12 protein-coding genes and 1 tRNA gene are annotated in these 13118 nt (G+C 62.7%); 7 read left to right on the plus strand and 6 right to left on the minus strand.

Going from position 1 to position 13118, the window contains the following annotated elements:
- The 3 genes from QQL79_RS20495 to QQL79_RS20505 form a co-directional block, all read left to right on the plus strand.
- A partial coding sequence (locus tag QQL79_RS20495; RefSeq protein WP_370461277.1) for a heme biosynthesis protein HemY occupies nucleotides 1–1062 on the plus strand: 1062 nt, incomplete at its 5' end.
- Between the two features lie 27 nt (nucleotides 1063–1089).
- Nucleotides 1090–1165: transfer RNA gene (locus QQL79_RS20500), tRNA-Thr, on the plus strand.
- Nucleotides 1166–1246: 81 nt separating this feature from the next.
- Complete coding sequence (locus tag QQL79_RS20505) at nucleotides 1247–1501, plus strand: hypothetical protein (protein ID WP_284393995.1); 255 nt, start codon at nucleotides 1247–1249, stop codon at nucleotides 1499–1501.
- 8 nt (nucleotides 1502–1509) lie between these two features.
- Here the strand turns inward: QQL79_RS20505 and QQL79_RS20510 are convergent, their stop codons facing one another.
- Nucleotides 1510–3792, minus strand: a complete 2283-nt coding sequence (locus QQL79_RS20510; RefSeq protein WP_284393996.1) for a putative bifunctional diguanylate cyclase/phosphodiesterase — start codon at nucleotides 3790–3792, stop codon at nucleotides 1510–1512.
- A 206-nt stretch (nucleotides 3793–3998) separates the two neighbouring features.
- On the opposite strand from QQL79_RS20510, the gene QQL79_RS20515 reads away from it, so the two are divergent.
- Entirely contained in the window at nucleotides 3999–4289 is a 291-nt protein-coding gene (locus tag QQL79_RS20515) for a 4a-hydroxytetrahydrobiopterin dehydratase (protein WP_284393997.1), read from the plus strand.
- A gap of 9 nt (nucleotides 4290–4298) precedes the next feature.
- Here QQL79_RS20515 and QQL79_RS20520 read toward each other — a convergent pair whose 3' ends face one another.
- From QQL79_RS20520 to QQL79_RS20530, 3 genes are read right to left on the minus strand one after another with little or no spacing between them, the layout of a single operon-like run.
- The gene (locus tag QQL79_RS20520; protein ID WP_284393998.1) at nucleotides 4299–7772 is read right to left on the minus strand and encodes an error-prone DNA polymerase; all 3474 of its coding nucleotides are present in this window, start codon (nucleotides 7770–7772) and stop codon (nucleotides 4299–4301) included.
- Entirely contained in the window at nucleotides 7769–9430 is a 1662-nt protein-coding gene (locus tag QQL79_RS20525) for a Y-family DNA polymerase (RefSeq protein ID WP_284393999.1), read from the minus strand. Before QQL79_RS20525 ends, QQL79_RS20520 begins: the two co-directional genes overlap by 4 nt.
- Complete coding sequence (locus QQL79_RS20530; RefSeq protein WP_284394000.1) at nucleotides 9315–10118, minus strand: hypothetical protein; 804 nt, start codon at nucleotides 10116–10118, stop codon at nucleotides 9315–9317. Before QQL79_RS20530 ends, QQL79_RS20525 begins: the two co-directional genes overlap by 116 nt.
- A gap of 231 nt (nucleotides 10119–10349) precedes the next feature.
- Here QQL79_RS20530 and QQL79_RS20535 point away from each other — a divergent pair, with 231 nt between their 5' ends.
- Nucleotides 10350–10790 carry a tellurite resistance TerB family protein gene (locus QQL79_RS20535; RefSeq protein ID WP_284394002.1) on the plus strand — a complete coding sequence of 147 codons (441 nt, stop codon included), beginning with the start codon at nucleotides 10350–10352 and terminating at the stop codon, nucleotides 10788–10790.
- 1 nt (nucleotide 10791) lies between these two features.
- On the opposite strand, the gene QQL79_RS20540 is transcribed toward QQL79_RS20535, so the two are convergent.
- Complete coding sequence (locus QQL79_RS20540; protein ID WP_284394003.1) at nucleotides 10792–11349, minus strand: hypothetical protein; 558 nt, start codon at nucleotides 11347–11349, stop codon at nucleotides 10792–10794.
- Nucleotides 11350–11491: 142 nt separating this feature from the next.
- Between QQL79_RS20540 and ppa the strand changes: the two genes are divergently transcribed.
- Nucleotides 11492–12025: an inorganic diphosphatase gene (ppa, locus tag QQL79_RS20545; RefSeq protein ID WP_284394005.1), complete on the plus strand. Its 534-nt coding sequence runs from the start codon at nucleotides 11492–11494 to the stop codon at nucleotides 12023–12025.
- A 130-nt stretch (nucleotides 12026–12155) separates the two neighbouring features.
- Entirely contained in the window at nucleotides 12156–12635 is a 480-nt protein-coding gene (locus tag QQL79_RS20550) for a YegJ family protein (RefSeq protein ID WP_284394007.1), read from the plus strand.
- 122 nt (nucleotides 12636–12757) lie between these two features.
- Here QQL79_RS20550 and QQL79_RS20555 read toward each other — a convergent pair whose 3' ends face one another.
- Complete coding sequence (locus QQL79_RS20555) at nucleotides 12758–12952, minus strand: hypothetical protein (protein WP_284394009.1); 195 nt, start codon at nucleotides 12950–12952, stop codon at nucleotides 12758–12760.
- Nucleotides 12953–13118: the final 166 nt, after the last annotated feature.

The following is a 13118-nucleotide window of genomic DNA, read 5'->3' on the forward strand; positions in this document are numbered from 1 at the left end:
CTGGCCCGCGAGGCCCAGTCGCGCCTGCCGGCCAATGCCGCGGCGCGCCTGCTCGAAGCCCGCGCCGACCTCGCCCTGGGCGACATGTCCGCTGCCCGCGAGCATTACCGCGCGCTCATCGCCAGCGAGAAAACCGCCGTTGCGGCCCTGACCGGTCTTTACGACCAGGCCCGCACCCAGAACCGTCCGGAAGCCGCCCTCACCTTCGCGCGCAAGGCGCTGGCCCTGGCGCCGGCCAGCGGCTGGGCCGCCGAAGCCGTCTTCGACGACCTGACCCGGCGCGGCCAATGGGCCGAGGCCGTGGCCATGGTCAATGCCGAAGCCGTAAGCAGCCGCGAGGCCCGCGCCGTCAAGCGCCGCCGCCAGGCCGTGATCGAAACCGCCCGCGCCCGTGAGGCCGAAACCAGTGCGCCGCTTTCCGCGCTTGACCATGCCCTTACGGCCCTCAGACTCCTGCCCGATTTCGTGCCAGCCGCATTGATCGCCGCACGCATCCACATCAATCGCGGCGAGACGCGCAAGGCCATGAGCCTGTTGCGGCGCATCTGGCGCTCCACCGGCCATCCCGATATCGCCGCGCTCTATGCCCATGCCCAGCCCGGTGCCTCGGCCATCGACCGGCTCAAGCGCCTGGGCGAGATCATCGAAACGCCACCCCCGCACCGGGCGGCCGGCATGGCTCTCGCCCGCGCCGCCATCGACGCCTATGACTGGCCCCGTGCCCGAGCGGCGCTGGAACCCTTTGCCGGCGCCGACGCCACCCAGGGCGTTGCCAGCCTCATGGCCGAGATCGAGGAAGGCCAATCGGGCGACCAGGGCAAGGCACGCGAATGGCTGGCCCGCGCCGTGCGGGCGCCGCGCGATCCAGCCTGGACCGCCGATGGCCTGGTGAGCGACGAATGGGAGCCGATTTCCCCCGTTACCGGCCGGCTCGACGCCTTCGAATGGAAAGTGCCGGTTTCGGTCACCGGCCGCCCGGTGCCCCCGCCTGCCCCACCCGGTTTGCAATTGCCCGCCGCCGACCCCGCCTTGCCTCTTGCACCGGCGGAAAACCCAACGTAAAAGACCCAGCGTTCCGCACCGCGGAAAGCCGCTTTAGCTCAGTTGGTAGAGCACATCATTCGTAATGATGGGGTCGCGTGTTCGAGTCACGCAAGCGGCACCACGCCTTCCCATATTGCCGCGGTTGATCCTGTTCCCGGTGCCGGGGCCAAGCGGTCTGCTGCGCGTCGCCATGAGCCCTTCGATGACCGATAAACAGCCTTTGCCCACCAAGCTCATCGTGCTGCTCGCTTTTGACAAAGGCGAGGATGGCGATCTTGTGCCCGCCTTCGAGGCCCGCGAAATGCGCGACGAATCCACCGCCATCCGCACCGGCCGCGATCTTGCCAGCCGGCATGCCGGCGTCATCGCCTGGTCGCGCTCGGCCGATCTGGTCAATGGCGAATTCGGCGATCCGGTTGTGCTGTTTCAGCAGGGCGATGTGCCGGATCTGGAATAGACCGGTCCCTAGCCATGCCGCCGGTTTGCCCGGCCCATGCGCCGCGGTGCATTGAGCCGGCCGATCAGTTCGGCAATATCGCGCGCTGGTAGCGGCCGGCTGAAGAAATAGCCCTGCACCTGCTGCACCTGCGTCTGCTCGAGCACCACATTGAGCTGGGCTTCGGTCTCGACGCCCTCGGCGACCACGATGAGATCGAGATCGCGCCCAAGCCGGGCCACATTGGTCAAAAGGCGCTTGGATTTCTCGTTGCTGGCAATATCGGCCACGAAGGAGCGGTCGATCTTGAGCTTGGTAAAAGGCAGGGCGTGCAGATAGCTGAGCGAAGAATAGCCCGTGCCGAAATCGTCGAGGGCAATCGCGATGCCCTTGGCGGCCAGCGCCGTCAACAGGCGCTTGGCGATTTCATGCTCCTCGATCACCGCCGTTTCGGTGACTTCGATTTCGAGCCGCGCCGGATCGAGCCCGGAACGGGCCAGTGACCGCCCGATAACGGCCTCGAGATCCATGCCGCGGAAATCGCGCGCCGAGATATTGACCGCAACGCTGACCACGCCGGGCCATTGACTGCATTGGCTGGTTGCCGTGCTCACCACCCATTCGGTAATTTCGGAAATCAGCCCCATTTCCTCGGCCAGCGGAATAAAGGTCGAGGGCGCGACCAGCCCCAGTTCGGGATGGTTCCAGCGCGTCAGCGCCTCGCAGCTCACGATCCGGCGCGTGCCGATATCGACCAGCGGCTGAAATGCCAGGGTGAGCTGCCCATGGCGTAGTGCTTCGCGCAGATCGGCCTTGAGCCGCTGGCGATAATGATAGTCGATATCCATCTGGGCATGAAAAATCTGGCTTCTGGCCTTGCCGTCGCTTTTGGCCGAATAGAGCGCCAGATCGGCCTTGGTCATCAGCTCCTCAAGGCCTTCCTCGATATTGGCGCTGGTGACCAGGCCAATGCTGACATTGGCATTGAGCGTCATGCCATCGAGCAGAAAGGGCGCGCCAAAAGCCTCAAGCACCGCACCGGCCTGCCGATTGGCGGCTGCCGGATCGGGGATCGAGCGGCAATAGACGACGAATTCGTCGCCCCCCAGCCGCGCCAGTATCGTTTCGGCCGGCGTCGCGGCCCGCAGCCTCTGCGCCACCTGGGTCAGCAATTGATCGCCCGCGATATGGCCGGACGTATCGTTGACATGCTTGAAGTCATCGATATCGACAATCATCAGCGCCACCGTCCGGCTGCCATCATTGGCATTTTGCCGGCCGGCCAGATCTTCGGTGGCCAGCTCGCCGAAATAGCTGCGATTGGGCAGGCCGGTCAGCGCATCGTGCCGCGCCATGAAGGCGATGCGCTCCTCGGTATCGACCCGGGCGCTGATATCCTCGAACAGCAGCACGCAGCGCTCCTGCCGCACGCTCACCGTCACCTCGTAGTAGAGGCCGCCGGGCAGGCTGAGCAGCACTTTGCCTGATTGCCGCCGGCCGATCATGTCGAGCAGCCTGTCCACCGCCGTACGCGGCAGCCGGCCATCCTCGCCCATGGCGGCCAGGGTCGCGGCAAAAGGCCGGCCCAGCAGATCACGGGCGCCCAACGCCGCGAAACTGCGCGCCGCCCGCTCGTTGACCACCGAGACGATGCCCGCTTCATCGAGCATGCACAGGCCATGTTCGAGCGTGGCCATGGCCATGTCCAGCTCCGCCGCCAGCCGCGTAGCCTCGACCCGGCCATGCACCGCGCTCAGCAGCAGCGCGCGGATATCGGCGGCCAGCTTGCGGAAACCGGCCAGCATGGCACCCAGCAGCGCTGCCAGCGCGATATGATAGAGATCGCCATGCAGGGCATAGCCCGCCGTGAGCGGCACGATGATCAGCAGCATCTGGATGGTGACCAGCCGGTCGAGCCCGAAATTGCGCGCGCAGATGCGCACCATGACCGCAATGGAGACCGAGGCGCTGGCCAGCTCGGCAAAGGGGTCGCGCACAATGACCATGGCGACGAAACACCAGCTGCCATAGGCCAGGGCCAGCAGGCCTCCGCTGACCACCGCGCGATGCTCCCAATATTGGGCCGCCTGCGCGTCGTCGCTGTCTATGGCTGCGCGCCAGAACGCGCCGATATCGGCATAGCGGACCAGGCCAAGCACCACAAAGGCGAGAGTGACCAGAACCAGCGCGGCGGAATTGGCATGCTGGGCGGTCAAACCGGCTATGATGGCCGTGGCGAGAACCCCGGCCAGCATCGACCGCCTGTCGCCATGGACCGAGCGGATGATGGACACGTAATCGAGCGCCGGCATCGATTTTCGGGCCGAGGTAAACACCCTTTGTCCCCAATATATTGGGGCGATATCAGGCGCTTGAGGCATTAAGAACGCCTTGCCGAACCGCTTTTCCGCTGGGAAAGGTGAACAAGCTTTTAACGGGCTTTGCGAAGGCAGCGCCTTGGAAGCGTCGCTTTGCCCGGTTAAACCGCTGGTGGAAACAATAAAAGGAGGGCGGTGGCATGACGGAAAAGCTCACGGGCGGAGCGCTTGAGGATGGCCTTCAAACCCTCAATGGCTGGGTTTACGACGAAGCCGCCGGCGCGATCAGCCACGCCTTCAAGTTCAAGACCTTTTCCGAGGCTTTTGCCTTCATGAGCCGGGTGGCACTAGCCGCCGAAAAAGCCGGCCATCACCCCGACTGGTCCAATAGCTACAATAGCGTCACCATCACGCTGTCGACCCATGACGCCGGCGGGCTGACCGGCAAGGACATCGCCCTGGCCAGGGCCATCGACGCGATATTGGCCTAGCACCCGCGCTCAATGGAAATTGCGCCCCCCGGGCAAGGCCGCATAGGCCTGCCGTCGGGCCTTTTCCACTTCGAGCAAGGCCCGTCGGTCCCGCCCCGGCGGCGAACCAGACCTGGCTTCGTCGCCATGTGCCAGCATGCGCGCGCCGATATCCTGGCCATGAGCGAGATCGAGCAGATGGTGCGTCATGTCGGTCACCTGCTCGGCAATGATATGGATGACAAGTCCTTCGCGCTGCAATTGACCCCGCACCGCCAGCATGCGCGCACCCAGGATCGTCTTGCGATAGGCCTCAAAGACCTTGGGCCAGATCACCACATTGGCAATGCCCGTTTCATCCTCGAGCGTGGCAAAGATCACTCCGCTCGCCGTGCCCGGCCGCTGGCGCACCAGCACCAGCCCCGCCACCTCGATGCGCCTGCCCGGCGTGACATCCTTGAGCCGGTCCGAACGCACGACATGGCGAGCTTCGAGCAGCGGCCGGACGAATTGTAGCGGATGACCCTTGAGCGAAAAGGAGAGGGTCGAATAATCGTGGATCACCTCCTCGCCCGGCAGCATGGACGGCAAGTCCGCCTCGCACTCCCGTTCCGTTTGCACCTGTCCCGCCGCCTCGAACAGAGGCAGCGTATCGGCGCCATGAGTGCCGATCAGCCCCTTGACCGCCCAAAGCGCCTCGCGCCGCGATAATCCCAGAGACGCAAAGGCATCGGCGCGGGCGAGTTTTTCGAGACTGGCAATGGGCACCTGGGTCCTGAGCCAGAGATCGCGGACGGAATCATAGCCGCCTCCACGACGGGCGACGATAATATTGATATCGGCCTCCGCCACCCCGATCGCATGGGTAAGTCCCAGCCGGATCGCCTTGTTCGAACGGATGTCTTCCTTCATCTCGGCATGCTGCAACCAGAGATGATCGCGGGCCATGCGGTGCGTACCGTCTTCCTGTACGCAGTTCTCCAACACGCATTCGAGATCGGACAGGTTCACATCGACCGGCCGCACCTCAACCCCGTGTTCGACGGCATCGCGGATAATCTGGGATGGAGAATAAAACCCCATCGGCTGGCTATTGAGCAAAGCGGTCGCGAACACATCGGGATAATGGCATTTCAGCCAGCACGAGGCATAGACCAGCAGCGCAAAGGACGCCGCATGACTCTCGGGAAAGCCATATTCGGCAAAGCCCTTGATCTGAGAGAAGCAGCGCTGCGCGAATTCGAGGGGATAGTTGTTCTCGATCATCCCCTTGATGAAACGCTGCTCGAAGATTTCAATTTTTCCGGTTCGCCGCCAGGCAGCCATGGCCCGCCGTAGCTGATCGGCCTCGCCGGGGGAGAAACCCGCTCCCTTAATAGCCATTTGCATAGCCTGTTCCTGGAACAGGGGAATGCCCTTGGTTTCTTTAAGGACTTGATCGAGTGGATCATTGGGGTCGGCCTCCCATGGGTCGGTCCCATCGCGCCGCTTCAGATAAGGATGAACCATGCCACCTTGAATTGGGCCCGGCCGGACGATGGCAACCTCGATCACCAGATCATAGAATTTTACCGGTTTGAGTCTAGGCAGCATCGACATCTGCGCCCGGCTTTCAATCTGGAATACACCCAGCGTATCGGCCCGATGCGTCATGGCATAGACGCGCTCCTTGGCATAGGGGCCCTGCCCGGTTTCCTCGGCCAGCAATTCGGTCAACTCCAGCTTGCGCTGGTAATGGATCTGCATTAGCTCGAAGGCCCGCCGCAGGCAGGAAAGCATGCCCAGCGCCAGCACATCGACCTTGAGAATAGCCAGGGCGTCGATATCGTCCTTGTTCCATTCGATGATATTGCGGCTATCCATGGCCGATTTTCCGATCGGTACCAGGCTTTCCAGCGAGTCGCGGGTAATGACGAAACCGCCCACATGCTGGGAGAGATGACGCGGAAAACCGCGCAGCACTTTGACCACTTCGAACATCTGCGCCAGCACGGGATCGTCCGAATTGAGCCCGATGGCGCTCACCCCCGCCAGATCGAGGCTGGAGCCCCAGCCCCAATGGAGCTGATTGAAGGCATTGATCGTATCGTCGGAGACGCCAAACACCTTGGCCGTTTCACGAATGGCGCTTTTGGAGCGGTAGGAGATGACATTGGCCGTCAGGCCCGTGCGCTTGCCGCCATATTTCTGGTAGACATATTGCATCACCTCTTCGCGCCGCTCGTGTTCGAAATCGACATCGATATCAGGTGGCTCATCCCGTTCGGTGGAGATGAAACGGCCGAAAACCAGAGTCCTTTGGTTGGGATCGACTTCTGTAATCCCAAGGCAGAAACAAACGCTCGAATTAGCAGCCGACCCCCTTCCCTGGCACATAATCTTGCGATCATGCCGGGCATACATAACGATGTCATGCACGGTTAGGAAATAAGCGGCATAGCCTTTGTAGCCAATGAGGCAGAGCTCGGACCAAAGGCTGCGCTTGATTTTTTCGGGAACACCTTCCGGATAGCGCTTGCCCGCACCCTCCCAGGTTAGCCGCTCCAATGTCTGTTGCGCCGTTTCGCCATCACCGATGGTTTCCTCGGGATAATTATACTTGAGCTGGTCGAGCGAAAAATCGATGCGAGCGAGGAAGCGCTGGGTTTCCGCGATTGCCTGGGGGTGATCTTCGAACAGGCTGGCCATTTCCCGCGCCGGTTTCAGATGCCGTTCGGCATTGGCGGCGAGCCGCCAGCCGGCATTTTCGAGCGTCAGGTGCTCGCGGATACAGGTCACCACATCCTGCACAATGCGCCGGGACGGGGCGTGATAGAGCACGTCATTGCTCGCCAGCAGCGGCACGCCATGCCGCTTGGCAAGCTGGTCGAGGCGGTTGAGCCGGGCCCGGTCATTGCCATCAAAGCGCAGCGAGCCGGCGAGCCAGACCTGCATGCGTGCCTTGTCCGCGAGCTCTCCCAGCACACGTTCGCTCAGACCCCAATCGGTCTCTTCGGGTATGAAAATAAACAATTGCCCCTGGGCAAAATTCTCGGTTGGCCCCTGCTCGCTTGGCGATGCCGGCCCGCCCGAGCCGAAGAGATCGCTGAAGAACAGTACCGGCTTACCCTTTTCGCCGCGCTGATTGGCCACGGTGAGGAGTTTGCAAAGCCGTCCATAGGCCAGCCGGTCGGTGGGATAGGCGATAATGTCGGGCGTGCCGTCGGCAAAGCACAGCCGCACGCCAACCAGATAGCGGAAACCAGCAAATCGCTCAGGAAACTGCTCCTTGAGATCCCGCGCCTTCACATAGCCGCGCACCACGCCAGCAAAGCTGTTGCGATCGGTAACGCCGAACCCGGCAAGCCCCATGAACATGGCCCCAGCAACCATTTCCTCTGGATGGGAGCCGCTATGGAGGAAGGAAAAATTGGTGGTGGAGACCAGTTCGGCATAGGAGGGAGCGGGCAATGGCGCCGGCTTCCGGGATGGCTCTCGCGGCGTGAAGTCGACGACCTGGTTCATGCGAAAAACCCATGCAGGTACCACACCGCCGGCTCGCCTGGCTGATGGAAACCCTGCCGATAGATCCAGAAGCGGCGGCCGGTTTCGTCCTCGACGACATAATAATCGCGCGTCGCAGCATCGGGATCGTGCAGCGGCAGATCGGGAATATAGGGCGGTTGCTCGCCCTTTTCGGGCCTTGTGGCCAGCACCAATTGCAGCCGCTGGCCGCTGCGCCACCACTCGGCCCCCAGCCGCTCGGGTCCCGAGGCCCTTTCGATCTTGTAGCTTTCCCGCCGCCAGGTCATCGAGGCCGGCAGACCATGCGGCACCTCGGCATTGATGGCCACCGGTTCGGGCACCGGCAGCAGCCGCAAGGGGCGGACCAGCGCCGGCCGCGTGCCGGCGCCGGCCGGATCATTATTCGCCACCAGGGCCGGAACCAGCCGCGCTGCCCGCTCCGGAATATGGCTGGCAACCAATTGCGTCCGCAGCACTGCCAGCGATCCCAGCCGGCTGCTCATCCGGTCGTTGAGCTGGTCGAGATCCTCGGCGACATCCTGATGTGAAAAGGCACCCAGTTGCGCCGCATCGAGCCCGGCCACCGAACTCACCGCCAGCCGGATCATATCGATGCCGAAACCGGCATCGTAAGCCCCTTCCAGCCGTTCCGAGCGATGGGTGAAGAGCTTGGTGATATGCTCGGGATCGCGGCTGAGCCGGGCCGAATTGACCGAAAGGGTCATCACCTGATGGTCCACCCGATAGAGAAAGAGATGAAAGGCCTGCCCGCCCAGCCCTTCGGTTTCGAGGCGAATTGCCAATTGGATGGCCAGGTCATGGGCGGTCATCAGCACATCGTCCATCAACCCGATGGGGTCGGCGAAGCGGCGCTCGGCATAGCGCTCAGCCAAAGGCAGGCGCGGCGTCATCCGCTCTTCGATCATGCCATAGGCCTGATCGAGCCGGGTCAGTAGGGAAATGCCGAACCGGGCCTGCAGCGGCTTGCGTTCGCGCCCCCGCAATGGGCCGATGGTCTTGAGCCCCATCTGCGTGAGGCCGGCGATCTGGGCCTGGTCGAGCCGCAGCGCCGCGACCGGCAATGCATCCAGCACCGGTTCGAGATCGCCTGTTTCCACCACCTGGCTGCGGGCAAAATGGCTGATGGCCCAGGCTGCCCCAATGGTGGGAGCAATGGCGCCTGAAACCGTATAGCCCAGCTCACGCAGCCGGGTCAGCACCATGGCCAGCATGGCCCGCTCGCCCCCGAAGAGATGGGCCACCCCGGTAATATCGAGCACCAGATCGCCATAGCCGGCGCTCTCTTTCATCACCGCAACCAGGGGGCTGGCATTGGAGTGCCAATCGGCGAAATCGGCAAAAGCCGCTTCGAGCAGCGGGCGATTGAGTTCCTGTACGGTGAGCCCGGGCACCATGGCGCGCGCATCGGCCAGGTTCTGTCCCACGCTGAGACCGCTCCGCGCCGCCTCGCCATCGATGGCGGCCAGCCGCAACCCGCCCTTTATCCGCTCGTAAAGCGCCAGCGGAGCCTTGAGTGAGCCATCACCCCGCTTGAGGTAATCGGTCGGCCAGAACGGCAGGAACAGCGCGAGATAGCGGCGCGCCGGCAGCGATCCGGTCTTGAGAGCGACGTTGAGAAGCGATTGCTGAAAATCCATTTTCCGTCCAACCGAGCAGCCATTCGGTCTGTTTGATAAGCGTTCCCTTTTCCAGTTGCGCCCGCCATCGCAAGGGCCCGGGCGCCTTGGCGTCGTAGCGCTGCCGCGCACTGGGGGCCGGCAGCAGGCGCCAGCGCAGATGCGCCGCGCTTGCCTCGCGCCCCGCGCCATAGCGCAGGAGGAAGATCGAACTGCCCGTTTCGGCCGCCCTGAGGCTCAGCCGCCGGCTGGCCGTGAAATCCAGCAGCCGGGAGGGACTGCCGATATCGGCGATCACCGCCGCCACGGCACGGCAGGCGACCGCTTCCTCGGCCGCCCAGAGCAGCTCGGCCATATTGGCCGTGCGCACCAGGATCAGCGCCTCGGGAGCCAGCCCGAAGCTCACCAGCCCTGGCCCATAGGGCAGACCCAGCTGCTGAGCTTCAGCGGCCAGTTGCAGATAGATGATGGCCAGCCGCTGCTCGCTGAGCAGGCTCCTGGCCTGAGCCAGCGCAAAGCCCAGGATTGCTCCGGCATTGCGGCGCTGGTCGGTGAACACTTCCTGCAGGAGCCCCCCGGCCAGCACCGGAAACCCCTGCGCATCGTTCTTCACCATTGCCCGCGCTTCGGCCAGCGCCGGCTTGCGCTCGATATCGGCAATAGTGTCGCGCAGCGCGGCAAGGCGCTGTTGCCGGTCAGGCAAGCTCATCGCCCCGACCTTTCTTAAGTGAACAAAACAGGAACAATTAGACTCCGTTTGGCCGCAGAGTCGAGTCCTTTTTATTGGGCAGCAGCTGTGGCGGGGCTGCATCAATGCCAGTCAAGACCGCGTGACAGCGGCCGCCGGCCATTGAGAGAATCGAAAGGACTGCTATCTGTCTAAGGCCTGCCTCCCGGCGCGCACCCACATTACCGCCGCGCCCCACAGAGGAGGCCATTCATGTTCGAGGCCATCACCCGCCTGTTCAACAAGCCCGAAAGCGCCCTGTCCGACCACGACCCCAAATTGGCCGTCGCCGCGCTCCTGGTGCATCTGGCTTCCGTCGATGGCCAGGTCAACCAGGAGGAACGCCGGGCGATCAAGGGCGGCCTCATGGATTATTACGATCTCGACGAGGCCGCCGTGGAGCGCCTGGTGGAACAGGCCACGCTGCGCGATGCCGAGGCCGTGGATTTCTATAAATTCACCTCGGCACTTTCCTCGCTCGACAATGACGAGCGCCTCGAAATCGTGCGCATGATGTGGATGGTGGTCTTTGCCGACAAGAAGAACCACGAGCTCGAGGACAATATGGTCTGGCGCGTGGCCGAGCTGATCGGGGTATCCAGCCGCGACCGCACATTATTGCGCCAGCAGATCGGCAAGGCCGAAAGGGCCTGAGTTACCAGGCCTCGAATTTCCCGATCGTCTCGACCTCGTCATTGACGCAATCGAAATCGCCTGCCTTGTCGGCCGCTTCCCGCGCCAGGTCATTGGCATTCTCATTGGCCAGGGCATCGATATAGGCAATATGGCAGCTATTGCCCTCGGCCAATTGCGTCACCACCAGCACCTGGCCCTTGTTCTCTCCGGTTTCGGGGTCCGCGGTGTGATAGCGGACAATGGTGGCTACCGGCAGCCAGCGGCCCGACGCATTGGAGAGGCGCCATTCCAGCTTTGGCCCCAGATTGTTGAACGGCCCCAGCGTCTGTCCGCGCGGCTCCTTGTCGATATTGAAGCCATAGCGGATGGAAAAACGCAGATCGCCCTCGCTGACCAGCATGGGATAGCCCTTATAGCCCGGGCAGGCCCAGCTGGCGCCGAAATCATCGGCATCGAGCACCAGGCATTGGTCCAGGTCGATATCGGTATAGGCGCTGTTGAAGGCGGCATGGGCCGGCAGGGCCAGCGACAGGGCGCAGCAGGCGCCCAAGAGAATCGCCTGTATCGTGGATTTCATGGCGCTTTCCTTTCCGGGGACAAGTTTTTGCCGCGAGCAGCGGGGACAAACGGATAAAGCCAAACTGGCTTGCTTTTGCGGCCCGTTCTGGGCAACAAAAGCCCACTTTCCGCCCCCTTGATGAACGGACTTTGAACGCAAAATGAATATCGACGCGATCCCAATCGGCAAGACCCCGCCCGACGACCTCAATGTCATCATCGAAGTTCCCCTGGGCGGCGAGCCGATCAAATACGAGATCGACAAGGCATCGGGGGCGCTGTTCGTCGACCGCTTCCTCTATACGCCCATGCGCTATCCGGGCAATTACGGCTTCGTGCCCCATACCCTGTGCGGCGACGGCGACCCGCTCGACGTCATCGTCATGAATTCGCGTCCCCTGGTGCCCGGCGCCGTGGTGCGGTCCCGCCCGGTCGGCGTGCTCTTCATGGAAGATGATGGCGGGCAGGACGAAAAGATCATCGCCGTCCCCGTCAGCAAGCTCACCCGCATGTATGACAACATCAAGGATATCGAGGACTTCCCCGAAATCCAGCTCGAGCGCGTCAAGCACTTCTTCACCCATTACAAGGATCTCGAGCCCGGCAAATGGGCCAAGATCGACCGGATCGGCAACCTGGCCGATGCGCGCAAGGTGATCCTGGATTCGATCGAACTGGCCAAGACGCAGAAATAGGCCTTTGTCGGCCCTTTGGCTGAGGCTGCCATTCCCCGCCCCAAGGGTGAGGGACGCCTGGCAGTCTCGGCCGCTTTCCTATTACGGTCATATTCGCCGGGTTCAATCACCGCAGCTTGGAGAGACCGGCATGAACAAAATCGCTTTTCGCGCCATTGGCCTTGTGGCGCTGCTGGCTGGCCCCGCCTTGGCGGAAGATGTCGTCATTCCCTTTGCCACCGACGATGCCGAGATGAATGCGGCCATCGACAAGGCCCGCGCGAGCCTGCCCGAATTCTGGAGCAAGTTTGCCGCCCCGGCGGCCAATGAGGACGATTTTTCGCTCAAGCTGGGCATTTCCGACGGCAGCCAGACCGAGCATTTCTGGTGTGGGCAGATCGAGGGCAATGCGCAGGACGCCACCTGCGTCATCGCCAATGAACCCATCGATGTATTCACCGTCGCCTATGGCGAACGGGTAAAGGTCGATCCCACCGAGATTTCCGATTGGCTCTATTACCGCGACAACAAAATCGTCGGCGCCGAAACGCTGCGGGTCATGCTGCCACATCTGGAAAAGAAGGAAGCCGCCGCCATGCGGGCCCTGCTGGGCGATCCCCAGGACCAATAAACGTTCAGCTCTCTGATCGGCAGCAAACCCTGATCCGGTTCCCTCCCCTTAAGGGGAGGCAGGTCAGCTTTTTCGCGTCGCGAAAAAGCTGGGATCGCGGCTCTCGGCGGCCGGGCGGCAGTTCAATGCAGCGAACGGCGCATGCGATTGTTCCACCACAACAGAACGGCTCCGGCGATCACCACCAATATGCCCACGACCAGCCATTGGCCGCGGCCCGACATGGCGCTGCCGGTCAGCACATTGGCGCCCTGCAGAATCCAGACGGCACCGATAATCAGCAAGACGGCGCCGACGGCATTTCTCAGCATGCTCATAATGTCACCCTCCTTCCTTGGGCGAAGGGTGCGCTTGTGCGAGGTGCACGGCAAATCACGTTGTTGGGGGGCGCCAGGCAGAAGGCTCGCGGTTCCCGGTGAGAGGACCACGAACATCTCTTCAACCCCGATGACACCGCGCTTTTAATGCGCCCAGGTGCAGTCA

The sequence above is a fragment of the Devosia yakushimensis genome (assembly GCF_030159855.1).
Classification (GTDB): Bacteria; Pseudomonadota; Alphaproteobacteria; order Rhizobiales; family Devosiaceae; genus Devosia; species Devosia yakushimensis.